This is a genomic window from Streptomyces sp. NPDC006259 (assembly GCF_042870975.1).
Taxonomy (GTDB): Bacteria; Actinomycetota; Actinomycetes; order Streptomycetales; family Streptomycetaceae; genus Streptomyces.
The window spans coordinates 13,456-37,209 of sequence record NZ_JBIAHY010000009.1 but is presented as its reverse complement, the minus strand read 5'-3'; the positions used below and the strand labels follow the sequence as shown (position 1 = coordinate 37,209).

Annotated in this window: 18 protein-coding genes; 7 read left to right on the top strand and 11 right to left on the bottom strand. The window is 69.0% G+C overall.

Annotation, left to right across the window (positions count from 1 at the left end; translation table 11 throughout):
- Window positions 1-59: 59 nt before the first annotated feature.
- From ACFYO5_RS31750 to eccE, 3 genes are all read right to left on the bottom strand, one after another.
- A complete protein-coding gene (locus ACFYO5_RS31750; RefSeq protein WP_388715409.1) occupies window positions 60-3,485 on the bottom strand; it encodes an SCO5717 family growth-regulating ATPase in 3,426 nt (1,141 codons plus the stop codon).
- A gap of 471 nt (window positions 3,486-3,956) precedes the next feature.
- The gene (locus tag ACFYO5_RS31745) at window positions 3,957-4,730 is read right to left on the bottom strand and encodes a hypothetical protein (protein ID WP_388715405.1); all 774 of its coding nucleotides are present in this window, start codon (window positions 4,728-4,730) and stop codon (window positions 3,957-3,959) included.
- The gene (eccE, locus tag ACFYO5_RS31740) at window positions 4,727-6,052 is read right to left on the bottom strand and encodes a type VII secretion protein EccE (protein WP_388715402.1); all 1,326 of its coding nucleotides are present in this window, start codon (window positions 6,050-6,052) and stop codon (window positions 4,727-4,729) included. The genes ACFYO5_RS31745 and eccE overlap by 4 nt, the downstream gene beginning before the upstream one ends.
- Before the next feature lie 198 nt (window positions 6,053-6,250).
- Here eccE and eccB point away from each other — a divergent pair, with 198 nt between their 5' ends.
- The 7 genes from eccB to ACFYO5_RS31705 all read left to right on the top strand — a co-directional run bounded on the left by eccB (window position 6,251) and on the right by ACFYO5_RS31705 (window position 13,740).
- Window positions 6,251-7,774: a type VII secretion protein EccB gene (gene eccB, locus ACFYO5_RS31735; protein ID WP_388715399.1), complete on the top strand. Its 1,524-nt coding sequence runs from the start codon at window positions 6,251-6,253 to the stop codon at window positions 7,772-7,774.
- 158 nt (window positions 7,775-7,932) lie between these two features.
- Window positions 7,933-9,177, top strand: coding sequence for a type VII secretion-associated serine protease mycosin (mycP, locus tag ACFYO5_RS31730; protein WP_388715396.1), 1,245 nt, complete (start codon window positions 7,933-7,935; stop codon window positions 9,175-9,177).
- A 229-nt stretch (window positions 9,178-9,406) separates the two neighbouring features.
- A complete protein-coding gene (locus tag ACFYO5_RS31725) occupies window positions 9,407-9,841 on the top strand; it encodes a hypothetical protein (protein ID WP_356561810.1) in 435 nt (144 codons plus the stop codon).
- Entirely contained in the window at window positions 9,841-11,619 is a 1,779-nt protein-coding gene (locus ACFYO5_RS31720) for a hypothetical protein (protein WP_388715393.1), read from the top strand. The genes ACFYO5_RS31725 and ACFYO5_RS31720 overlap by 1 nt, the downstream gene beginning before the upstream one ends.
- A 157-nt stretch (window positions 11,620-11,776) precedes the next feature.
- Window positions 11,777-12,928 (top strand): S8 family serine peptidase, encoded by a 1,152-nt coding sequence (locus ACFYO5_RS31715; protein WP_388715391.1) that lies wholly within the window; start codon window positions 11,777-11,779, stop codon window positions 12,926-12,928.
- Window positions 12,929-13,021: 93 nt separating this feature from the next.
- On the top strand, window positions 13,022-13,360 hold the full coding sequence (locus ACFYO5_RS31710) for a WXG100 family type VII secretion target (RefSeq protein ID WP_388715388.1): 339 nt from the start codon (window positions 13,022-13,024) through the stop codon (window positions 13,358-13,360).
- Between the two features lie 77 nt (window positions 13,361-13,437).
- Window positions 13,438-13,740 carry a WXG100 family type VII secretion target gene (locus ACFYO5_RS31705; protein WP_356561804.1) on the top strand — a complete coding sequence of 101 codons (303 nt, stop codon included), beginning with the start codon at window positions 13,438-13,440 and terminating at the stop codon, window positions 13,738-13,740.
- 395 nt (window positions 13,741-14,135) lie between these two features.
- Here ACFYO5_RS31705 and ACFYO5_RS31700 read toward each other — a convergent pair whose 3' ends face one another.
- The 8 genes from ACFYO5_RS31700 to eccCa all read right to left on the bottom strand — a co-directional run bounded on the left by ACFYO5_RS31700 (window position 14,136) and on the right by eccCa (window position 23,682).
- A complete protein-coding gene (locus ACFYO5_RS31700; RefSeq protein WP_388715385.1) occupies window positions 14,136-14,765 on the bottom strand; it encodes a hypothetical protein in 630 nt (209 codons plus the stop codon).
- A 22-nt stretch (window positions 14,766-14,787) separates the two neighbouring features.
- The gene (locus tag ACFYO5_RS31695) at window positions 14,788-14,946 is read right to left on the bottom strand and encodes a hypothetical protein (protein ID WP_388715382.1); all 159 of its coding nucleotides are present in this window, start codon (window positions 14,944-14,946) and stop codon (window positions 14,788-14,790) included.
- Between the two features lie 287 nt (window positions 14,947-15,233).
- The gene (locus tag ACFYO5_RS31690; RefSeq protein WP_388715379.1) at window positions 15,234-15,644 is read right to left on the bottom strand and encodes a hypothetical protein; all 411 of its coding nucleotides are present in this window, start codon (window positions 15,642-15,644) and stop codon (window positions 15,234-15,236) included.
- 5 nt (window positions 15,645-15,649) lie between these two features.
- Window positions 15,650-16,306 carry a hypothetical protein gene (locus tag ACFYO5_RS31685; protein ID WP_388715376.1) on the bottom strand — a complete coding sequence of 219 codons (657 nt, stop codon included), beginning with the start codon at window positions 16,304-16,306 and terminating at the stop codon, window positions 15,650-15,652.
- Window positions 16,306-18,477 carry a hypothetical protein gene (locus ACFYO5_RS31680; RefSeq protein ID WP_388715373.1) on the bottom strand — a complete coding sequence of 724 codons (2,172 nt, stop codon included), beginning with the start codon at window positions 18,475-18,477 and terminating at the stop codon, window positions 16,306-16,308. Before ACFYO5_RS31680 ends, ACFYO5_RS31685 begins: the two co-directional genes overlap by 1 nt.
- Before the next feature lie 5 nt (window positions 18,478-18,482).
- Window positions 18,483-18,926, bottom strand: a complete 444-nt coding sequence (locus tag ACFYO5_RS31675; RefSeq protein WP_388715371.1) for a hypothetical protein — start codon at window positions 18,924-18,926, stop codon at window positions 18,483-18,485.
- Between the two features lie 475 nt (window positions 18,927-19,401).
- Window positions 19,402-19,638 carry a hypothetical protein gene (locus ACFYO5_RS31670; RefSeq protein WP_388715369.1) on the bottom strand — a complete coding sequence of 79 codons (237 nt, stop codon included), beginning with the start codon at window positions 19,636-19,638 and terminating at the stop codon, window positions 19,402-19,404.
- Window positions 19,639-19,710: 72 nt separating this feature from the next.
- Window positions 19,711-23,682: a type VII secretion protein EccCa gene (gene eccCa / locus ACFYO5_RS31665; RefSeq protein ID WP_388715367.1), complete on the bottom strand. Its 3,972-nt coding sequence runs from the start codon at window positions 23,680-23,682 to the stop codon at window positions 19,711-19,713.
- Window positions 23,683-23,754: the final 72 nt, after the last annotated feature.

The following is a 23,754-nucleotide window of genomic DNA, read 5'->3' as shown; positions in this document are numbered from 1 at the left end:
CCCACGACGGCGAAGGGCGGCCGGTGTCATCGGACACCGGCCGCCCTTCTCGCGTGCCGCTACTGCTGCGGGGGCGGCGGCGGGGGAGCGGTCTGCCCGTCCGGACCCTGGGGGTGGGGCGGAGGGGCGGGCTGGTGCTGCTGGCCGTGGTCCGGGTACGGCCGGCCGGGCTGGGGCAGGGGCGCGTACGGCTGCTGCGCCTGGCCCTGCGCAGGGTACGGCTGGCCGCCCGGCTGCTGGGGGGCGGCGGGGTACGGCTGGCCGGGCTGCGGGTGGGGCTGCTGGCCGGGCTGCGGGTAGGGCTGCTGGTGGGGCTGGGGCTGGGGCTGGAGTTGCGGGGGGTACGGGTACGGCTGGGGCTGGCCGGGCTGGCCCGGCAGGGGCGGGGCGGCGACCGGCGGCGGGTTTCCGTCGCTGGTCCACAGGCCGTGCATCTGCTGGTGCCGGACGAAGTCCTCCGCGACCAACGCCGCCAGGTTGAAGTACGACTCCCGCACCTTGGGCCGCATCATGTCGAGGTCGACCTCGGCACCGGCGGAGAGGTGCTCGTCGAACGGCACCACGACGACACCCCGGCACCGCGTCTCGAAGTGGCTGACGATGTCCTCCACCTTGATCATCTTGCCTGTATCGCGGACACCCGAGATGACGGTGAGGGAGCGCGAGACGAGTTCGGCGTACCCGTGCGCGGACAGCCAGTCCAGCGTCGTACTCGCGCTGCTCGCGCCGTCCACCGACGGCGTCGAGATGATGATGAGCTGGTCGGCGAGGTCGAGCACCCCGCGCATCGCGCTGTAGAGCAGACCGGTGCCCGAGTCGGTGAGGATGATCGGGTACTGCCTGCCCAGCACGTCGATCGCGCGCCGGTAGTCCTCGTCGTTGAACGTCGTGGAGACGGCCGGGTCGACGTCGTTGGCGATGATCTCCAGACCGGAGGCCGCCTGCGAGGTGAACCGCCGGATGTCCATGTAGGAGTTGAGGTACGGGATCGCCTGGACCAGGTCACGGATCGTGGCCCCGGTCTCGCGTCGCACCCGGCGGCCGAGCGTACCGGCGTCAGGGTTCGCGTCGATCGCGAGGATCTTGTCCTGGCGCTCGGTGGCGAGGGTGGAGCCGAGCGCGGTGGTCGTGGTCGTCTTGCCGACACCGCCCTTGAGACTGATGACGGCGATGCGATAGCAGGACAGCACCGGGGTCCGGATCAGCTCCAGCTTCCGCTGCCGCTCCGCCTCCTCCTTCTTCCCACCGATCTTGAACCGGCCGCCGCCGGCTGTCGGGCGGCTGCTCTTGGCCTTCTGCTTCTTGTTGTTGAGCAGCCGGTCGGAGGACAGCTCCACGGCCGCGGTGTAACCCAGCGGCGCGGCACCGGGGTTGACCGGCTGCCGCTGGTCATGCTGAATCGGCTGCGGCCAGGCGGCACCCGCACGGGGGTCGACGGGGGCCTGGGGAGGCTGGGACGCGTGGGTGCCCTGCGGGGCCTGCGGCGGTTGCGGGGCCTGTGGCGGCCGGCCGGGGAAGCTCTGCGGAGGGCCGCCGTGGAGCGGGGCCGCCTGCGGTTGGCCGTCCGTCTGGTGGGGGATGCCGGGGTAGGCCTGGGGGGCTTGCGAAGCTTGCGGGGCCGGGGGCGGGGGGAAGCCGTAGCCGGCGGGGGCGGTTGGCGGCTGCGGAGCCGAAGGGGCCTGGCCTTGAGGCGGGTTGGGCGCGGATGCGGCCGGGGCCGCCGGGGCCGCAGGGTTCTGCTGGGGGAAGCCGTAGCCGCCGGGGGCGGCGGGGGGCGTGGGCGCAGGGGGCTGCGGGAAGCCGTAGGCCCCGGGGGCGTTGGGCACGGGAGGCTGCGGGAAGCCGTAGCCGGGCTGGGAGTCGGGGGCGGGCGCGGGCGGGGTGCCCGGCGGCTGCTGGCCTGCGGCAGCGGGGGCCGGGGGGTGGGGGAAGCCGTAGCCGGGCTGGGAGTCGGGGGCCGGAGGCTGGGGGTGGCCGTTCCCGGCCGGGTGGTTGCTCGCGGGCGCCGGGGGCTGCGGGAAGCCGTAGCCGGGCTGCGCGTCGGGCGCGGGCGCAGGGCCCGGCTGCTGAGCGGCCGGGGGCTGCGGGAAGCCGTACGCCGGCTGGGGCGCGGGCTCCGCTGCCGGGGCGGTGGGCGGCGGGGGGTTCCAGGCCGCCGGAGCGGGTGGCTGAGTCTGCGGCTCGGCGGGCGGCTGCGGAGCCGCCACGGCCGGTGCGGGGGCGGCCTGCTGCGGCTGAGCCGGCCACTCGGCCGCCGGAGCGGGAGCTGCGGGCTGGTACGACGGCGGCAGCGGCGGCAGCCCGCTCGGCGGGGCCGGCGGGGGAGTCCAGGCCGGCGGCGCGGCCGGCGCGGCGCCCTGCGCCACGGCCGTGTCCGCGGGGTCGTCGGCCGACGGCTCGGCGACCGGTGCCGCGACCGCGGCAGCCGACGGCTCGGCCTGGGGGAGGGGGACCGCGGGGGCGGCGGCCGACGGCTCGGCCCGCGTCGAGGCGTCCGGCCCGGCGACAGGCGAGTGGTCCGGCCCGGCGACAGGCGAGTGGTCCGACAGGTGCCCGTCGGCCGACTCCTCGTCCACCGTTTCGCCTACGGCGGTCTCGGCGGCGGCGCTCTCGGCGTCCGCGGATCCGGCCGCCGCGGTCGAGGTCTGGTCGGCGGTCGCTCCGGCGGTCCGGTCGGGGAGCGCCTCGGCGGTGGTCTCGGCGGTGGTGTCGGCGTCCTGCTCAGGCGCCGCCGCGCCGGGCACGGCACCGGCGTCGGCCGCCTCGGCCTCGGCCGCCGAAGGGTGGCCGCCGCTCACCTCGTCGTTCGCGGCCTCGACGTCACCCTCACGGGCGGTGGCGCCCGACCCGGCTCCGCTGTCGGGCGTCGGGTCCGCCGCCTCGGCCCGCTCAGCGATCTGCCGCTTCAGGGCGACCGCCGAGAAGCGCATGGTCGCGCCGCTCTCCAGGTCGCCGTTGCCGGCACCGTTCTCCTCCTCGGCGGCCGGCGGAGCGGACCGCGGCTGCTGCGGTGGCCGCTGCGGCTCGAACCCGCCGTCAGTCGGCAATCCGGGCACGGCGACCGGCTCACCGGCCGGAGCCGTGGGAGCCGCCGGAGCCACGGGCGCCGGGTACGGCGCTTCCGGCCCGGCCACCGGCGCCGGGTACGGCGCTTCCGGCCCGGCCACGGGTGCGGGTGGGGGTGCGGGCGCGGGTGCGGGCGGAGCGTAGGGGGCGCCGGGCGCCGGGGGAGCCGGAGGGGCGTACGGCGCCGCGGGTGCCACGTTCGTCGCGGGCGTCGGAGCCGACCCGCCGGCACCCGAGCCGGATCCGGTGCCCGACCCCGCCCCCGTCCCCGAGTCGCCCGCCGCGTTCTGCGTGTACCAAGCGGGCGGCGCGTAGTCGATGGTGAACTCGCCCGTCGTCTCGATGGCGGACTCCGCGTCGGGCTGGTCATCGCCGGGTGTGGCCCAGCCCCCGCGGATCCCGTCCCGATCGCTGCTCACAGTTCCTCCTGGTGTGGTCGCGCACCCTCAAGCCGTGCCGGGGCGACCGTTTCTCGTCGTACGCGGTGGTTCGAGGCGGTCTGGGGGTCGTCCGAAACGCCGGTCCTCCCCCAGGACGCCGACGCCCACCCCACGGTTTCCGGCATCGCGCCCGACACCAGCCTAATCATCGGATGCCCCGCCCAGGCAGGCCCGCCCACCGTCGGCACCAGTCCATCACGTCGACGGCTCCCCGACGAGTTCGCCGGGGAACGTCACGCCCCCCGGCAAACCGCCCATAGAGCCACAAGTGCCGCACAGGAAAGCCTTGGAGGCCTGAACCGGGAAGCCCGGAAGCCCGGAGGAAGCCCGGAAACCCGGGAGCCTGGATGAAACGGACAACGGACAACGCGCAACGGGTAGCAGACAACGCGCAACAGGTAACAGGTAACGGACAACCCCCAACGGGCGCCCGGGAAGCCGGAGGCGGACTCAGTCCATACGCCGAGGCGTCCCCAGCAACCCGATCTCCGCGTCCGTTGGCTGTGTCATGACGTATTGACGGTCGCGGTCGGCGCACCACAGGGTGAAGCCGTCGGCGAGCGTGGGCAGGGCCTCCACGTCCGCGCGCGGGAGCGCCAACGCGCGGCCCAGTTCCGCCGACTCGTCCGGCGAGATCCGCTGCACGCCGACGAGACGGGCCTGCCGCAGCAGCCGGGGGGCGACCGGGGACAGATACGGCAGCAGCGTCAGTACGGCCTGCCAGGGCCCGGACGCGACGCGACCGCGCGGCGGCCGCATCCCGCAGTCCCGGACCACCAGCACCGGCGTGCCCGCCGACGCGCCCTGCGGGGGCACCCGGCCGACCTCGTGCACCGCCAGACCGTTCTGCCCGCCGCCCATGGCGTGCACCATCTGCGCCCACGCCTGCGGCCGGCCCGTCTCCACGGCCACGCGAGCCCCGGTCGCCGCGGCTCTGAGCGCGAGCACCTGCGCGGTCCACAGACCTCCGATGAGGACGACGTCGTACGGCGTGGGCCGGTTGAGGCCCAGGACGGCGGGCCGTCCCTCGGCGTCCACCCCGATGACGACGCCGTCGTCGCCGATGGGCAGCGCGAGCGCGCCCAGTTGCTCCAGGGACACCGAGTGCCGCGCGTGCCGCGGACCGATCAGTCCGAAGCCGGCGCGCAGCAGCCGGTGGGCCGGGGCACCGGTGGACGGCTCCGGCGCACCGGTCCGTGTCGTGGGCGTCGTCGGGACCGTCATCGCACACCTCCGAGGGGCAGGGTGGCCAGGATGCCGGGCACCTGTTCGCGGTCGAGGCGGGCGAGCCCCGCGCCGGTGTGCCGGGCCGCGCCCTGCACCGCGCGCCGGGCCGCCACGAGTTCGTCGTCACTGCGTCCCGTCACCCGGACGTGCCCGCTCAGGGACACCTCCTGCCGCTCGCCGCGCGCGAGGGTGAGGCTGAAGGTCGTCGCGAGCGCCGGGATGGCGGTGATCAGCGCGACGAACTGCGGCAGCGACGGGCCGCTGCCGCCACCCAGCGCGGGCCACCGGCGCACCCAGTACGTCGTGTGCCGCCGGTTGTCGCACCGCCAGCTGCGGCCGGACTCCTCGGTGCGCCGGTCCACCGCCCCGGTCCGTCCGGCCTCCGCCGTCACCAGCGGGTTGGCGCAGACCGAGGTGGCGAGGGCGGCCGTCAGCCCCTCCTCGTCCAGCACGGTGGCGCGGAACCCGGCGCCCGTCAGCCGGCTCGCCAGATGGTCGGCGGCCCGCACGACGCACTTCTGCGCGCCTACGAGACCGCCGCCGCGCGCGGCCACCGCCTCCGGGCACAGCTCCGGGTCCAGCTTCAGCGCGATCCACGTGATGCGCACCGCCGGCGCGCCGGTCTGCTCCTGGAGCGGCGCGTAGTTGGCCACGGCCACGGACTGGCGCGGCAGATGCAGGGCGGGCGCGGGCTGGGTGTGCAGCACGATCTGCGCGGACTCCAGGCGGATGCCGTCCACGTCGAGGGCGTCGTGCACCAGGGCGAGCGGCAGCGGCTGCCGGCTGCGCTCCGCCCGCAACGCGGTCGCGTCCGCCTCGACCTGGAGGACGGCGGTGACGAACGTGCCGTCGCCGACGATCCCGACGGGCCGCCGGTCACGGCTGCCGTACTCGTAGGTGCGCAGGCTCGGGTCGCATTCCAGGGCCGGGGCGAACCCCGGCTCGGTCCCGGGTGGTATCTCCAGCTTGGCGGCCTGCCGGCGGCGTACCTTCAGCGCCCGCGCGGTGGCCAGCCACTCCGGCAGGGAACGGCCGCGGCGGCGCGCCACGGAGACCACCACGAGCAGGACGGCGACGACACCGGCCGCTGCCAGGGCCATCGGGCCGATCGCCCAGCCGACCAGCAGGACGGCGGCCGCGGCCTGCCACAGGACGAGGCGTTGCAACCGGAATGCCCCGGCGTGCCCCGAACGCACCTTGAGCTGGAGAGCGCCCGACGCGGCCGACCGCTGTGGCGCCTGCGGCGGCTGCGGTCCGGACTCCGAGGAGCCCCGCGTCCGCGACCGGCCACCGGAGCGCACGCGCGTTCCCGAAGCCATCACTCCATCTCCCCGTTCTGCTCACGACTCGCCCGCATCCCAGCACCACACAGGGCACTTGACGGCCCGGGAACCCTACCCGCTCCCCAAGACCCCGCGGATACCAGGCATAGTAGGGGGCCGCTCCGACATCGGGGGCGGGGGACCGCGTCACCCGCGCGTGCGGCCCGGACGGAAAACGGGGAGAGACACAGACAGATGGCATCCCGGCGCGATCAGCTCAATGCCTACACCTTCGCGAAGCGCCGCATGCTCGCGGCCTTTCTGCAGTCGTCGCCCGACGGATCGGAAGAGGGAGCGCCGCGACCGCTGCGCTCGGTCCTGCCCGGCATCGTCGTCGGGGTGATCGTCATGGCGGTCTTCGGGGCCTGGGGCATGTTCAAGCCGACCGCGCCCAAGGGCTGGGACGAACCCAACGCCAAGGTGATCGTGGCGAGCAAGTCGACGACCCGCTACGTCGTCCTGAAGACCGACGGCCAGGTCCAGCTCCACCCGGTCCTCAACATGGCCTCCGCGAGACTGCTCCTCGCCGACGGACAGGGTGACGTGGTCACCGTCGCCGAGTCCGTCCTCGACAACGGCAAGATCCCGCACGGCGTCACCATCGGCATCCCCTACGCGCCTGACCGGCTGCCCCCGGCGTCCGAGGCGGGCACCGGGAAGCGCTGGGTGGTCTGCGAGCGTCCGGGCGCGGGCGGCGGCTCCGTCCAGAAGGCCGCGCTGGTGCTCTCCTCGCGTGACATGAAGGTGACCGACGACAAGGGACGCCTGCACGGCGGCCAACTGCTCTACGTCGCGGACCCGGAGGGCAAGCGTTACGTCGTGGACGCGGGCGGCGCCGTATACCCCGTCGACAAGGGTGACGAGCTGCTGCTGCGTGCCGTCGTCGGCTCCGGCAGGGAGCCCCAGCGGGTCTCCGCCGAGTGGCTGGCCACCCTGCACCCCGGCGACGCGATCACCTTCCCGGCGGTCACCGGGCGGCCGGGTGCGGCGGCCGGCGCGCCGGGGCAGCTGGAGGCGTCGGTCAACAAGGTCGGCATGGTGCTGAAGGCGTTCGACAACAACACGGAGCAGTACTACGTGGTGCTGCCCGGCAGGGTCGCCCCGGTCTCCGCCTTCATCGCCCAGCTGCTGCTGTTCAGCGAGGAGCTGGCCCCGCTCGGCCAGGCGGGGCAGGCCCATGAGGTCAGCCCCGGCGCAATCGTGCCGGGGCAGGCGTTCGGCACCGAGCACAACTGGCCGACCGGGGACCCCGTGCCCGTCAACGAGGCCTCCGCCGCCTCCGGCAGCCGCAGCACGATCTGCAACGTCCTGCGCGACGTCGACGCCGGCTCGGGCGCCACCACCCTGAGCACCTGGGTGGGCACGGACTACCCGGCCAAGCTGCCCACCGGCGCCTCCAGCGCCTACGTCACCCCCGGCTCCGGCCAGCTCTACCGCCAGTTCCAGGGCGAGCAGACCAAGGCCGGCCCGGTCTTCCTGGTCACCGACACGGGCCTGCGCTACGTCCTGCAGTCCAACGCCGACAGCGCCACGGACGACGCGGGCATCGGCACCACGGCCAAGGAGCGCGAGCAGCTCCAGCGCGAGGCGCAGCAGGCACAGAACCGGCTCGGCTACAAGGACGTGGACCCGGCGCCGATCCCCGCCGCCTGGTCGGAGTTCCTGCCGACGGGCCCGCGTCTGTCGACGGCGGCGGCACGTCAGCCGCAGGGCTCGTGAGGAGGCGGACGACAGTGCATCGGGCGACAGTGCATCGGGCGACGGCCCTTCGGGCGACAGTGCATCGGGTGGCAGCGCTTCGTACGACGGCGCTTCGGGTGGCAGCGCTTCGTACGACGGCGCTTCGGGTGGCCGCGCTTCGTACGACGGCGCTTCGGGTGGCAGCGCTTCGTACGACGCTGGCGGCGACCGCGACGCTGCTGACGACGGCCACGGTCCTCGCACCCCCCGCCGAGGCGGCCGACAAGCTGCCCTACTCCGACCAGTGCAGCTTCCCCAACGGCCTCTACCCGGGCCGACCCTGGTCCCTCCAGCGCGTCCTCCTGGACGAACTGTGGAGCCGGTCGAAGGGCGAAGGCGTGCGGGTGGCGGTCATCGACACCGGCGTGGACGTGAAGAACCCCCAGCTCACCGGCGCGGTCGACGCCAAGAGCGGCCGCAACCTGCTGCCGAGGAACCTCAAGGACGAGGACGGCGACCCGATCGAGCGGGGCAAGGAGAACGGCACCACCGACACCGTCGGCCACGGCACCAAGGTCGCCGGCATCATCGCGGCCCGCCCCGTCAGCGGCACCGGTTTCGTGGGCCTCGCACCCAAGGCGACGATCATCCCGATCCAGCAGAACGACGCGGAGGGCCACGGCGACACCAAGACCCTGGCCGCGGCGATCCGCTACGCCATCCAGGCCAAGGCCCAGGTCATCAACATCTCCCAGGACACCTCGAAGGCGCTCAAGCCGGCCGACGACCTGGAGAAGGCGATCGACGAGGCCCTGGCCCAGAAGATCGTCGTCGTGGCCTCGGCCGGCAACGACGGTCTTGGCGGCAACGTCAAGGACACCTACCCGGCGTCCTACAAGGGCGTGCTCGCGGTGGCCGCCTCGGACCGCAACAACGAACGCGCCTCCTTCTCCCAGTCCAACGACTCCGTCGGCGTGGCCGCTCCCGGCGTGGACATGATCTCCACCGTCCCCGAGGGCGGCCACTGCGCCGACAACGGCACCAGCTTCTCGGCGCCGTACGTCGCGGGCGTGGCGGCCCTGATCAAGGCCAGGCATCCCGACTGGACCGCCGCCCAGGTCGTCGCCCAGATCGAACAGACCGCGGAGCGCACGATCGCCGGCCACGACCGCCTGGTCGGCTGGGGCGTGGTCGACCCGGTCCGCGCCCTCACCGAGGACGACCACCCGATCGAGTCCCCGAGCCCCCAGGGGGGCCTCACCCGGGCGCAGGCCCCGACGGCCGCGAAGTTCCAGGTCGGCGAGACCCCCGACGAACGCAACGCCCGCCTGGCCACGTACGTGGCCGTGGCCGCGGCGGTCCTGGTGGCGGGCCTCGGAGGCACAGCGGTGGCCATCCGGGACGCACGGCGACGGGCGCGCAGGGTGGCGGGGGCGGAGTAGGCAACCGGAGTCGGCAGTGTCCGCTGCCGGTCGCAGCAACGGTGTGCCAGGTGACAGCCGTTGCCTGCTGTGAAGAATCGGTGAAGTGTCGGCCGGTAGTAGCAGAGCTGTTTCATATGACAGTTGGGGCTGTCGCGGGAAGTCACTACAGTGGTCATGTTGCGGTCAGGAACACTTGAGGAGCGTGGGCTGCTCAGGACGGCCGCGGACAACGGGGAGGGAAAGCTTCGTGCTTCCTGCAGACATGGGCGGTGGTGCCGCCGACGTACGGCGTGGCCTGATGGCGCTTTCGACGTTCAAGAAGCGCGTGGACGACCTGCTGACCGCCTTCGAGGACTCGGCGGGCGGCTCGTCCAAGGTCGCGGCGCACAGCCTGTCAGAGACCGCTTTCGGGATGGGGAACTTCCCGGAAGCGAAGACGCTCCACCTGGAGTACGAGCGCGTCCACGAGCGCATCACGACGCTGTCCAAGTCGCTCGGCCTCCAACTCGAGGCGATGCAGATCGCCGTCCATGGCGTGGACGTCACCTTCGACAATCTGGAGGACGACCTTCGGTACCGGTTCCACGCGATCCGCACCGAGGTCAACCAGGACCGCGACGAGCTGCTCAACGAGCACCTCAAGCGCGACAACGACGCCGACCACACGGACGCGGGGTACTGATGAGCGGCGGGGACAAGAAGCCGGACGACTACCAGCCGGAACGCCAGGACGCGGCCCAGCAGAACTCCAGCGTGGACAACGTCAGGAACATGGCCGCCGTGGTCAGCCCGTTCTCCGGCGGAAAGCCGGTGAACTTCGGCAAGACCAGCTTCGAGGGCTACGACCTCAACGAGATGATCGACATCGTCGAGTCGGCGAGCCCGGAAACGCTGGAGAGCGCGGCCACGGCACTCGTCGACGCCCGTGACGCCATCAACGAGGCCGCCAACGAACTCAGCCGCAACCTCGGCGCCGTCGACTGGGAGGGCGAGGCCCACACCGCGTTCTACACCTGGGGCATGGACCTCACCACCACCGCGCTCGCACTCGCCAGCTACGCCGACGAGGTGGGCACACAGGTCCTGGCGGCAGGCTCCGGCCTGGCCTCCGTACGCAAGTCCATGCCACCGCGCGACACCCGCACCGACCGCAAAAAGGCCGACGACTTCCCGATGCCCGCGCAGGTCGACACCAACAAGGACTACGCGGCAGCGGTCAAGGCCGAGAAGGACCGCCAAGAGGCGATCAACCAGATGTACCGGCTGGCGTCGTTCTACACGGTGTCCAGCGGGATGATGCAGCTGGCCGAGGAGCCGGTGTTTCCGAAGATGCCGGATGTGGGGGTGCCGCCTCCGCCGCCAAACTATGGAGCTCCTTACGAGCCCAAGAAGCACCCTCTCGGGCTCAACACCGTGGCTGAAGCGGGAACCACGAGTCAACATCGCGCGGACGCAGAGGCGGAGCGGCCGCGAGCGGAGAGCCTGCCGTCGCCTCATAAAGGCGTGGACGCCGCCGTCAAGTTTCCCGAGTCTCACGTAGGCACGGAGATCGACAGCGTGGGCACGTTGCCGTCTCAGGACGCCATCAAGCCGACGCCTGTCACACCACCCTCGACAGCAGGCCCAAGTGGTACCCCGGCGGGATCCGTTACTCCATTCGTCCCCACTGCCGTACCTCCTACCTTGCGAGGCACTGCTGGGCGCGTCAGGGGGGCTGGAGGCTCGCTGGGTAGCAAACTCCCTACCTCGGCGCAAGGACGAGTTGGTGGTGTGCCAGGTGGCGCTGCGGCAGGGCGGGCAGGAAGTGGTCCCATCGGACCGACAGGACGCGCCTTTGCGTCAGGGCAGGCAGGTAGCCGTGGTACCAGTCCCATGGGCCCGATGGGACGCGCCTCCGTGCCAGGGCAGGTAGGTGGCCGAAATGCCGGTCCAATGGGGCGAGGCGTGGTCGGTGGGGTGCCACAAGTCGGAGGGCAGGCCGCTGGACGCGCCGGAAGTACGGCCCGTGGGCCGGTCACTGGCCAGAGTGCTACGAACCCCGGGCGTCCCGGCGCTGGGCGTACGGGCGCCGGACGCACCGGTGATGGTGTCGTGGGCGGGAGGCCGGTCACCGGTGGGACGCCGACTACCAACGGCTCCAGACTGCCGCGCGGCACGGTCGTCGGGGGTGAAGGCGCCCCTACCTCCCGTGTTACGGGCGAAAGGCCCGGCCAGCGTGGGGTGATCGGGACCTCCGGCTCGGCAACGGGCACGGGCGCAGGGAAGGCGGCTCGTCCCGTTGTCGGCAGGCCCCCCGAGGGCGTGGTCGGAATGCCGAAGGGGCGGGCTTCTGGTAGCAAGAGCAGCCGAAACTCGCCCGGCGGTCCGAGCGTGACCCGTGCTTCCGGGCGCAAGCAGGGTTCTGGCGAGACAGGTTCCCGCCGAGACGAGCGGCACGATGATGCGTCGTCGACCGACTGACCGGACAAGAACAAGGACAGGCAGAGGCATGGTGGCAGGGATCAGCCGACGCAGCGAGCGGAGCACGTCTTTCGTGGCACGAAACGGGAGACGGCTTTCTGCCGTATGTTCAGCGCTCGGCGTCTTGGCAGTTCTCTCGGCAGGTACGGCCCCGAGCGTGTCAGCCGCCGATGCACAGACCAAACAGTGGTACCTGTCCGCAATGAAGGCCGACCAAATGTGGCAGGTGAGCACCGGCAAGGGCGTCAAGGTTGCCGTTGTCGATACGGGAGTCAACCCAAACACTCCCTCGCTTAAGGGCCAGGTCCTTGTGGACGAGGTTCCGGAGGCTGTGGGCTACAAGGCGACTGAGGACTACCTGGGCCACGGAACGAGTATGGCCGAACTCATCGCCGGCACTGGGGCCGGTGGCGGCCTGAAGGGTCTCGCCCCGGGGGCGAAGGTCGTTCCGTACCGAATCGCTCTCAGAGGGTTGGATAGCGCTGCAGAGATGAAGAAGGCTCCTCTCGCCGCAGAAGTGCTCAGAGTTGTCGCTGACAGCGACGTCAAAATCATCAACATGTCCTTCGGTATTGACGTCGACGATCCCGTCATGGAAGCCGCGGTGAAGTACGCCCAAGCCAAAGGCAAGTTGATGATCGCCGGCACGGGCAACGATGCGGAAAAGAAAAACTTCATTGGATACCCTGCCGCCTACCCTTACGTAGTCGGCGTTGCCGCTTCCGACGAGTCCGGAAAAGTCGGGAAATTCTCGGAGTACGGGAACTACGTTGACCTAGCGGCCCCTGGCCTAGACGTACCCACATGGTGTGACGAGACGTTCCGCTCGTATTGCGTCGGTGTGGGAACAAGTATGGCCACCGCCATCACCTCGGGCTCCGCCGCCCTCATCTGGTCCGCCCACCCCGACTGGACGGCGAACCAGGTCCTCGCCAGCCTCATCGAGACCGCAGGCCGCGACTGGGCCAAGGACGACCCGAGCACGTACCTGGGCTACGGACTGATCCGTCCCCGCAAGGTGCTGGAGAACAGCAAGTTCAACCCTGGCGCGGCCGACACCGACCCTCTCGCGAAGGAAAACGCCAGGGGCGTTACGGGCGCGGACACGAACAACTCGCCCTCCCCTTCCGCATCAACCTCGTCACAGCCCCCGAAAAACGCTTCAGGCGGCCAGACTTCGGCGGCAGGATCGAGTTCGGGCTCCTCCGACGACAACACCACGATGTGGGTGGCCCTCGGGGCCGCGGCGGCCGTGCTGGTGATCGGCGGCGGCGCGTTCGCCGTGGTCCGTTCACGGCGGGGCGCATGACGATCGACGTACCACGGACAGCCACACACAACCGTTCTGGTGCGGTGACGCACGCAGAGCAGAACCACAGCTCTCACGAAAAGGGGTGCCGAAATGGTCGACCGCAAGCTCAATGACGGCGACGTACAGAAGCTCCAGACAGAAGTCATCGACCGGTATGACAACATCCGGGGCTCGCTGGCGAAGCTTCAGGGCACGATCGACATGATCGAGAAGGCCTGGACGGGTCAGGGTGCCAACGCGTTCAACGTCAAGCAGACGGAAATCAACGGCCACATGGTCGCGATCGGCAAGATGCTCGATGACTTCCTTGAGGGCATCAACATGAACAAGACCGACAAGCGCAACCTCGAAGACCAGATTGAGGCCGACCTCAAGAAGATCTCGGTAGAAGACCTCGGTGGGAAGACGTCGGCCCTGAGCAGCTACTGACAGGTCATCGGCGGTTCTGATCAACACCGTTGTCCGGGCTGCGCAGCCCGGCTGAAATCTTAAGGAAACGAGGAAACATGTCCGGAGTCCACTACGACGAGCTTGCCGTCACGTACGGCACCATGGACGCGCTCGCCACCGAACTCGGCGACCAGGCCAAGAAGCTCGAGGAGGACCTCGAAGCTCTGCGGCAGGCCGTGCTCAACGTGTCCTCGGGCTGGGGCGGCGAGGCGTTCCAGGCGTTCCAGGGCAAGAGCGAGGAGTGGAACAAGCACGCGCGGGGCATCCACGCGGCGCTGGTCCAGATCTCGCAGAAGGTCCACACCGCCGGCGGCGACTACCGCGGCGGCGACCTGAAGGGCGCCAGCTACTTCCAGTAGAAGCGCGTACAAACGAAACCGGGGTGGGCACGCGCGGGAGGTGCCCACCCCGGTTTTCCGTATGCCGCCGGCGGCTGCGGACTGGCCACTGTCTGCCCACACTTGCTCGGTGCAGCCGACGATCAGACGGCGCATGACGAGTACTGCTCCCGGAGCAAGAGTGAAGACCTGGACGGACGGCGAGCTGTCGAGTCCCTCGGTGATCCGGCTCAGAGGCGTCGTGTTCAACATCCTCTTCGGAAAGCTGCCCGCAACCGTGTGCGTTCGCGCCGTCGGTAGGGCATGGGCCCCCTTGCGACGTCGGCAGCGGCGCAGCTCATCCTGTGGCTCACTTGATCCCTCGTGACATGGGGCACGCATGCCGGACTGTTACCCGACAAGAAAACTGGCGTCCTTTAGCTCTTCCCGAAACGTGGGAGTTCATCCGGAAACTTGTGGGCGTTCTGACACTTACCCAAGGCATAGGCGTGCCGGGTCATCTCGTAGGCGAAGTCAACCAGTGCTTGATGCAGGGCAGGACCCGTGGCTCGGCTTTCCCCGATGACCCGAACCTCGGTTATCAAAGCTGGTGCCTGCGACGCGTCAACAGCCTTGCTTCCCCTGGGAACGCATGGGACGTAGACACTGGCGAAATCACCTCTGGAAAGAGCGTAAACTCCACCCTCGGCGGTCTGCTCGGTCTTTCCTTTCGATTCCCCACCGTAAGACTTGTAGTATTTTTCCCAGCTCTTCTGAGATGAGTCCTGTATCTCTGATTCGCCTGAGAGCAGGGATTCACTTGTGGTGTTGATGTGGCAGGTGAACATGAAGCCGTAACCTGCACCAATAGTGTCAGATCCTTCTTCAGCTGATCTGGCGTCCGGAAGAGTCCGCATCACGGTTTCTCTCTTGACGGCTTCGTCGCACACTTTCGACGGCAGGTGATCGAGCCCTCTGGTGAAAACCTCCCGGTAGGAGAACCAGACTCCAGTCGTCAGGGCCAGCAAGGCCGTGATCAGAGCCACGATTTTCGTACTCTTGCTCATGTGGGTCCTGTCACACTACGTCTCAGTTCGGGCGCGGCTTGCTGGTTCTCAGAATGTTGTCGCTCGATTCCCATCCCTCATTGACGGCATCTCCGATGAGGGTGTTCATTCCGTCTTCCGGGGCGTCCACGTGATGTCGTTTCAGCGCGTCCTGCGCCGACCATTGGGTCTGCTGGTTCACCGAATCCTGAGTTGTGCTGAGATCTTGCGCATTTCGGTACACGGCCTCGCCCAACGCGCCATCCAACTCCCTGCCCTCGAGCAAACGCCGAATCGGTCGAGAGCGAAGAAGAGTTCAACGACAACCTGCGCCGGATCTGGGTAACTTCCTCAAAACGGTACTCTCCGCCGGCATTTCTTCGATATCTGCATCGACGATGGAATGAGCGACGATTCCGTCAATGATCCCTGCGTTTCTGCCGATTCCTTCAAGGACCTGGTCGCGGCCTCCGTCGAGCGCAGGCGGGTCTACCAGATGTGCATCAAGAAGGGATGAGAACAGTCCGGCCGGGTGTTACCAGTGACGGTGAGCGAGCCCTCGCCGGTGTCGATCACGGTCAGGCTGCGCTGCGCGGGACGTGTGATGGGGTCGTTCAACTGGCTGCGGTAACCGATCACTTCGCCACGGGTGTCGCTGAGGATCTTGGTGATGGATTCGGCCTGGTTGTGCGTGTCGGCGAACTCGGCTGCGGTCTTGGCGATGAACTCGCGGGTGACGGTGGCGTTGACGCCGGCCCACTTGGCCTTGTCCGCCTTGGCCTTGAGGTTGCTCGCGGCATCCTTCTGCAGGTCCGCGAGCTTCTTGGTCATTTGCTCCCAGTCGGTCACCGCTTCACCGAGCTTGGAGGAATCGCCATAACGCAGGGCGTCGAGGGCCATCGGTGTCAGTGGTAGCGGGGCAGGTCCTCCGGGAAGTGGTGCGAGTCCTTGCATTCGGCCAGTTCGTAGGCGTGCTTGGTGAGGCGGTACGCGATGTCGGTCAGAGCCTGTCGCAGCCCTGAGCCAGTGGCTTTCGTGTCGCCTGCCACAGTGACCTCAGTGACGACCGCATAGGGCTTAGAGGCGTTGTAGGAGGGGATGACAGGAGGAATGCAGGACACGTAAACCCCTGCGGCAGGGCTGTCGGCATTGAGTTGAGCCACAGCTTCTACGCCCTTGGCGGAGATGCGGACGGTTGAGTGGTCCTCACCATCACCCTGATAATTTTTTACCCATTCATCCTTAGAAATGGGTCGGATGTCCACTTGACCCGAGATGGATGAATCGTTGCTCGTTGTGACGTAACAGGAAAAACTGAAATCGTCCCCGGTGCCTCGGCGATCGGAGCCGTCCTTCGCCGATCGCGCCTGCGGCAGCAGCTGAGTGACCATGCTCCGCTTGAGTGTGCCGTCACACATTTCCTCGGGAAGTAGATAGAGACCCTTGATGAGGAAGATCCATGCGGCGCCACCGAGAAGGCTCAAAACCACGAGGCAGAGCAGGAATCCCCTCCCAGTATTCCATGTGGCGAGCTTTTCTGGGCTCCACGTTGGCTTTTCCACTAGGGGCGCTCCTTTGTTCTGTCCAATAGATCGCCGCTTGCGTCATATCCCTCATTGACGGCGTCGCGGATCAGATCTTGAGTGCCCTGTTCGGGGAGGTCCAGATTGTTCCGGTTAATGGTGTCCGCTGCCGCCCACTGCGCCTGCTGGCTCACCGAGTCACGTGAGTCGTAGAAGTCCTTGGCGCTATCGTAGAGAGCCCGGTCCTTGGTGCCTTCGAGTTGCTGGCCCTCGAGTACGCGGTCGACTGCCAACCCGGCGATAGCTCCGAGCATTCCTCCGCCCGCGGCCCCCATCGCCGCCCCTCCGTACGCGGAGGGTACCGACATATTGGCCAGACCGATCGCGACCCAGGTCTTAGCGAAGTCTCCCTTAGCTTTCAGAGCGTTGTTGTACTCCGTCTCGCCCTTTACAGCGGTGCGCACTTCGTCGTCCGCAAGGGAATGAGCAATGATTCCCTCAACGGTCCCGGCGTTCTTACCGATATCCGTGAGGACTTGTTCCTGAGAGCCGTCGAACAATCCCGGATTGGTGAGGTGTGCCTCGAGGAGGGTGCTGGTGTAGATACTCTCACCGAGGATGATCCCTGCTCTTCCGTTGGGATCGATGGACACCGCGGAAAGAAATCTGACGACATCCCGAACTTCCTCCAGGCCGTCGGGGTCCTCACTGTTCGTAAGGAAGATGGGTTCCGCGCCGTGACCAGCGAGTGTCTGGCTGATTTCTGGCATGTAGGAGGCCGCCATATTGCCGAAACTGTCGCCAAGCCCCTTGCTCACAAGGTCCGCGCCTCCGCCCGGCTGAGCGACAGCCTCCATGATGTTTTTCATGATGCGTACTTGCGACTCGCTGTGCGGCGGGGCCTGTTGGGTCGTGTCGCCTGCGGACGCGCCGGTCGTGGCAGCCTCCAGTGCCCGGCCCAAAGATTCCCCCCGATCGGTGTACACCGTGGTGCCCAGCATGTGGTCCAGATCCGCCTTGGACTCGAACGCGTTCGTTGCTGCCTCCGGGTTGTGGGAGAGACCTTCGAACAACCCGTTAAGCGGATCGCGACCGTTACCCTCACCGAAGACGAGGTCCAGAGCGTCGTACCCCTTGACCCAGAGCTCACGCGTGCCCGCGTCCCCCGCTCCCTTGTCTACCTTGAATACCTTCTCCCGATAGTCGTCCAGGAACTCGGTGTCGTACTGGCCATCTCGCAGCAGGCTGCTGATGACCTGCGAGCCCAGTGCCCCGATCGGGTTGCCCGAGCCGGTAGCGCGGAAGTTGGTGTTCCGTTCGGCGATGAGGTCTTTCTTCCATCCCTCCATGGCTTCGGAATCAGAGAAGGACGCCGTGGCCAGGGTCAGGCTCAGGTTCTTCTGGAGGCTCTTCATCGTGTCGAGCTCCGCACCCCTCGCGCCGGCGTGGGCGGAAGTCATGTCGGTCCAGAACTGGAGCGTCCCCTTGGGGCCGAGGCGGGTGGCGAACTGTTCCGCGAACAGGGAGTCGCCGTTGTACAGCTCCATCGTGCGGTTGAAGCGCGCAATGTCGTCGAGGCTCATGTCGGCGGGATCCCTGGCCAGTTTGGCCAGTTGCTCCGCCGCAGCAACGGCCTTGGCAGCGGAGTCCCGGTCGGCATAGGAGGCATCTGCGAACCCGTACTTGGCATGGTCGACCAGAAGCCGCAGGACCTTCGCGGCGCTGTTGTCGCTCTGCGTCGCCTTGCTCAGGATGGCCTGGATCTCGTTGCGGAGGCTGTCCACCGACTTCTGGTCCGTCGCGCTGGTCTTCCCGCTGGGGTCGGACGCCCAGTCCGACCGCGTGTTGCTGGTGACAGTGAATGTGCCTTCGCCAGTGTCGACCACCGTCAGGTGCTGTTGTGCACCCCGGGAAATGGCGTCATCCAACTGTGATCGGAATCCGATGAGTTCGTCACGGGTGTCACTGAGAATCTTCGTGATGGATTCGGCCTGAGTGTGCGCGTCGGCGAACTCGGCTGCGGTCTTGGCGATGAACTCGCGGGTGACAGTTGCGTTGACGCCGGCCCACTTGGCCTTGTCCGCCTTGGCCTTGAGATTGCTCTCGGCATCCTTCTGCAGGTCCGCGAGCTTCTTCGTCATCTGCTCCCAGTCGGTCACCGCTTCACCGAGCTTGGAGAAATCGCCATAACGCAGGGCGTCGAGGTCCATCGGTGTCAGTGGCCCTTCCGGTCGTCGAAGCCCTCGTCCAGCAGGGCGATGCTGCTGACCGTGCCGGAGATGTACGAGTCGTCGCCAGCGTGCTGGTTCTTGGTGAACCGCAGGTGGTTGGAGATGTGGGCGCAAGCGTCAAGTAGGGTTTTCGACTGCTCGCTCCAGCGCTCTGTCACATGATCAAGCGCGGATCCAACGGCGAAGCCCTCGCTCTTGAGTCCGCCCGCGGCAGCTGTCGAGGCCGCGCGCGCGTGCCCGCTGTAGGTCATGAAGTCCTCGAACAGGTCATGGGCGGCCTTGCCAACCGCCTCGAGATCCTGATGACCTACTACCAGGTCTCCCTGAGTGCCGTCCCCGCCCTCATCGGCCGGGTACTGATTGAGTTGCATCCGCGCGGGCTGCTCCGCCGCCGCACTCTTGAGCTGCTCCCACTCGTTCCACGCCATGCGTGAATCCTCCCCGTGGCCCTGCCCCCGTCCGGCGGATGGCGCGGCACCACTCAAGCCCCCAACAGGCGAGATCTGCGCACTCACCCGTGACTCACACCGGTTCGTGAATCTCACGATACTGGGCTGCCCCTCGGCACTCCCCGCGTCCGTCAACACATTCGGCCGACGGCTTCCGCCGCCGCGGCGGCATGAAAGCCTTCCGCCCGATGAACACCGGCTGCGGCTGTACTCGGCCGAGGAAGTCGCCGTCGCCCGGGTCACCCGCCAGGAGTACCCCCCTGCGCGCTCGGGCCTGACATGAGGCGAAGCTTGGACGAATCACGCGGGATGGCTGGGTTGTGGACGGAACAGAAAAGAGTTCCTTCGCACTAGGAAGGCGAACGGTCGAAGCGTTGCTCACAGGCAAAGCGGTGCGTATTTCGAGGTCAAAAGCCCCTCCGGGTGAACCGCACGCCACGCCCCCACCGGCGTCTCACATCTCGGCAGCCAGTGAGAACGTCCAAATGGCCACGCCTACCATGAACGCCGCGCACAGGAAGGCCACGACGCGCTGGGACCGATACGCCGAGTCCGACGGCTCGTTCGCCGCCGGATCCCGGAACCGCTTCGCCTGGAAGCGCCACCACAGTGCCCGCTGGTCGGCGGAGCCGAGACCGGCCAGCACCAGAGCCAACATGAGCAAGAAAATCCCCACACCGGCCATCTGCAAGTCCCTCCCCACCTCAAGTACGACAACCCGGTCGCGCCCGGTACCAACAACTCGCCGATCCGGTACAGCACCTCAGCGCGTATCGTCCGGGAACAGGCCCACCTGAACCAACGGCTTGCCCCGCCTGCGGGACACGAAGATGCCCCGCCCCGCGGGCATCGGCCGCGGCCGTACCCCGCCGAGGACGTCGCCCTCGCCCGGGTCGCCGGCCAGTACCACGCCCTGTGCGCCCAGTTCCTTGATGCGCTGCATGAACGCCTCGTACGAGGCACGGCCCGCGCCGGCCGTCGAGCGCGCGACGATGAAGCGGACGCCGACGTCCCGGGCGAACGGGAGCAGCTCCGTCAGCCCCGCCAGCGGGTTGCCGCTGGAGGTGGCGACGAGGTCGTAGTCGTCCACGACGACGAACACCGTCGGTCCGCGCCACCAACTGCGGTCCCGGAGCTGCTGTGCCGTCACGTCGGCCGTCGGCGAGCGGCGCTTCATCAGGTCGGCCAGCGCGGACATGTGGTGGTCCATCGCGTTGGACATGGGGATGTACTCGGCCAGGTGCGAGGAGGGGGTGGCGTCCAGCAGGGAGCGCCGGTTGTCGACCACGAAGAACTTGCACTCGTCGCCCGCGTAGCGCTCCGAGAGCTGTTTGATCAGCAGGCGCAGCAGGTTGGACTTGCCCGACTCGCTCTCGCCGAAGACGAGAAAGAAGGGATCCTGCTCGAAGTCGAGGAAGACCGGCTCGAGGTTGTTCTCGTCGAGCGCGAAGGCCACCCCCTGACGCGGGAACCGGTCGCCCGCAGGCAGCTGCTCGGCCGGGAACTCGCGCGGCAGCAGCCGCACTTCGGGTGCGCCGGGCGCCTCCCAGTGGCGGGAGACCTCCGCGGACAGGGCCTGTGTGGCGTCGGCGAGGTCGGTGTCCGAGGCGAGCCCGTCTATGCGCGGCACCGCCGCCATGAAATGCAGCTTCTGCGGGGACAGGCCCCGGCCTGGGACTCCCGTCGGGATGTTCGCGGCGGCCTTGCGGTCGATCTCGGAGTCCATCGTGTCGCCGAGCCGCAGCTCCAGGCGGTTCATCAGGTGGTCCTTGAGGGCGGCCCTGACCTCCATCGAGCGGGAGGCCGTCAGGACCAGGTGGATGCCGTAGCCGAGACCGCGCGCGGCGATCTCGTGAATCACCTGATCGAGTGCCTCGTAGTCGGAGCGGAAGTTGCCCCAGCCGTCGATGACCAGGAAGACGTCGCCCCACGGCTGGTCGGTGACGGAGATCTCGCCCCTGGCCCGCCGGGTCCGGAAGTCGTTGATCGACGGGATGCCCGCGGAGCGGAAGTACTCCTCGCGGCGGATCAGCACGCCGTACACCTCGGCCACCGTGCGCCGTACCCGCTCCGGGTCCAGTCGCGAGGCCACCCCGCCGACGTGCGGCAGTCCGGCCAGCGAGGCCATGCCGCCGCCGCCGAAGTCGAGGCCGTAGAACTGGACCTCGTGCGGGGTGTGGGTGAGGGCGAAGGAGCTGATCAGCGAGCGCAGCAGCGTCGACTTGCCGGACTGCGGGCCGCCGAGGATCTGCATGTGGCCCGCGGCACCGGAGAAGTCCACCCAGAGGGCGTCGCGGCGCTGCTCGAACGGCTTGTCCACCAGGCCGACCGGGACGACGAGGCGGCCCGCGCCCTCGTAACCGGGCTGGGTGAGTCCTCGGCCCGGCACGGCCGTGAGGCCCGGCAGCAGCGCGTCGAGCGAGGGCGGGCTGTCCAGCGGCGGCAGCCACACCTGGTGGGCCGCCGGGCCCTGCGCCTCCAGCCGGCGCACGATGACGTCGAGGACGGTGTCGGCGAGTGCCTCGTCGACCTCGGGATCGTCTCCGGAGGGCCGCTGCTGGGGCACCGGCGCGTACCGCACCGGCACCTCGGTCGCCGTGAACAGCACCGGCTGGCGGTCCACCGGCAGCTGACCGCCGCCCAGCGCGGCCCGCTGCGGGCCGGAACGGTAGACGCCGGAGACGTACGCCGCCTTGAACCGCAGCATCTCGTCCGTGCCGAACTTCAGGAAGCCGGAACCGGGCACGTTGGGCAGCGAGTAGGCGTCGGGCACGCCCAGCGCCGCCCGTGACTCCGCGGCCGAGAAGGTCCGCAGACCGATGCGGTACGACAGGTACGTCTCCAGGCCGCGCAGCCGGCCCTCCTCCAGGCGCTGCGAGGCCAGCAGCAGGTGCACGCCGAGCGAGCGGCCGATGCGGCCGATCTGCACGAACATCTCGATGAAGTCCGGCTTGGCGGTGAGCAGTTCGCTGAACTCGTCGATCACCAGCACCAGGGAGGGGATCGGCTGGAGCGGGGCGCCGGCCGCGCGCGCCTTCTCGTAGTCGTGGATGTTGGCGTAGTTGCCCGCGTCGCGCAGCATCTCCTGGCGGCGGTTGAGTTCGCCGCGGATGGAGTCGCCCATGCGGTCGACCAGCGTCAGGTCGTCCGCCAGGTTGGTGATCACGGCCGCGACGTGCGGCATCTGCGCCATGCCCGCGAAGGTCGCGCCGCCCTTGAAGTCGGCGAGGACGAAGTTCAGGGTCTCCGAGGAGTGGGTGACGGCGAGGCCCAGCACCAGGGTGCGCAGCAGTTCGGACTTGCCGGAGCCGGTGGCGCCGACGCACAGGCCGTGCGGGCCCATGCCCTCCTGCGCCGCCTCCTTGAGGTCCAGCATCACCGGGCGGCCGTCCTCGCCGACGCCGATCGGCACGCGCAACCGCTCGGCCAGCGAACGCGGCCGCCAGGTGCGCTTCGGGTCGACGGACGCCGCGTCACCGAGGTTCAGCAGGTCGGTGAATTCCAGGTTGGCCAGCAGTGGTTCGTCGTCGTCGCCGCCCGCCGCCGTGCGCAGCGGCGCCAACTGCCGCGCGAGCACCTCCGCGGACTCGTACGACAGCTCGTCGGGCGTCCCCTCGTAGACCGCCCCGTGCCCGGACTCCAGGTGCAGCACGCCGGGTTCCACGACGATGGACAACTCGCCGCCGGGCCCGGTCAGCTCACCGGGGACCACCTCGAGGACCGTCACGCCCTGGAGGCCCTCGGGGTTGGCGAGGAACGAGTCGGGCGGCAGCGAGACGCCGTCGAGGACGACGACGATGTGCGGTTCCTCCGACAAGGGGGCCGCGTTCGGGTGGAAGCGCGGACGGCCGGAGAGCCGGGAGGCGATCAGGTTCTCCAGTTCGCGTGTGTCGCCGCCGATCAGCCTGCGGCTGCCCGCGCCGTCGACCGTGCCCGGTGCCTGCACGTGCGGCAGCCACTTGGCCCACTCCCAGTGCGGCAGTTCCTCCCGGCCCGCCGCGACCACGAGGATCAGGTCCTCGGGGGAGTGCAGCGCGGCGAGCGAACCGGCCATGGCGCGGGCGGAGGACCGTACGGACTGCGGATCGCCGCTGACCGTGACGTGGTAGAAGGCGCGCAGTGAGACGGCCATCGGCAGGGCGTCCAGGGTGCTGTGGACGGCGAGGAACCGCTGGAACGCGCCCGCGGTCAGCGGCTCAAGCTGCTCCACGGGAGCGGTCTCGGGGCTGACGAGCGGCGTGGCCAGCGACTGGGCGCCGAGACCGATGCGGACCTGGGCGAAGTCCTCGTCCCCGGGCCGCCGTTCCCACACCCGGCTGCCCTCGGCGACCAGGGCCCACAGCTGCTCGGGGGAGGGGTGCAGGTAGTACTGCGCGTCCCGCTGCGCCTTCGCGGTGGCGATCGTCGTCAGGCGGGTCTGCGCCAGATAGCTCAGGTAGTCGCGGCGCAGGTCCGCCAACTGCCCCTGCGAGCCGCGGCGGAAGCGGATCACCATCGCGATGGACATGGCCACCGTCGAAGCGATCATGACCATGCCCATGATCCTCATGAACGGCTGACCGCTCGTGAAGAAGAAGACGACCGAACCGCCCATGCCCAGCGTGGGCAGCAGTTGCATCAGCACGCTCTCCTGATGCCCCCGCGGCAGCTCGGGCGGAGGCTGCACGACGATCTCGCCCGTGGGCACCTCGGACGGCAGTGCCCGGGGAGGGCGCTTCACGACGATGTGGCTCACTGCTCACCAATTCCCTTGCCGGCCCCGGGTAGGTACCGTCCGCCACCCCGTGTCAGGCGGACGCGGCCGCCG

What these genes read in the sequence shown, in the direction of transcription:
- ACFYO5_RS31745 (WP_388715405.1), bottom strand. Translation starts at nt 4,730, where the DNA reads ATGACGGTCCCGACGACGCCCACGACACGGACCGGTGCGCCGGAGCCG.
- eccE (WP_388715402.1), bottom strand. Translation starts at nt 6,052, where the DNA reads ATGGCTTCGGGAACGCGCGTGCGCTCCGGTGGCCGGTCGCGGACGCGG.
- eccB (WP_388715399.1), top strand. Translation starts at nt 6,251, where the DNA reads ATGGCATCCCGGCGCGATCAGCTCAATGCCTACACCTTCGCGAAGCGC.
- ACFYO5_RS31720 (WP_388715393.1), top strand. Translation starts at nt 9,841, where the DNA reads ATGAGCGGCGGGGACAAGAAGCCGGACGACTACCAGCCGGAACGCCAG.
- ACFYO5_RS31710 (WP_388715388.1), top strand. Translation starts at nt 13,022, where the DNA reads ATGGTCGACCGCAAGCTCAATGACGGCGACGTACAGAAGCTCCAGACA.
- ACFYO5_RS31705 (WP_356561804.1), top strand. Translation starts at nt 13,438, where the DNA reads ATGTCCGGAGTCCACTACGACGAGCTTGCCGTCACGTACGGCACCATG.
- ACFYO5_RS31700 (WP_388715385.1), bottom strand. Translation starts at nt 14,765, where the DNA reads ATGAGCAAGAGTACGAAAATCGTGGCTCTGATCACGGCCTTGCTGGCC.
- ACFYO5_RS31690 (WP_388715379.1), bottom strand. Translation starts at nt 15,644, where the DNA reads ATGGCCCTCGACGCCCTGCGTTATGGCGATTCCTCCAAGCTCGGTGAA.
- ACFYO5_RS31680 (WP_388715373.1), bottom strand. Translation starts at nt 18,477, where the DNA reads ATGGACCTCGACGCCCTGCGTTATGGCGATTTCTCCAAGCTCGGTGAA.
- ACFYO5_RS31675 (WP_388715371.1), bottom strand. Translation starts at nt 18,926, where the DNA reads ATGGCGTGGAACGAGTGGGAGCAGCTCAAGAGTGCGGCGGCGGAGCAG.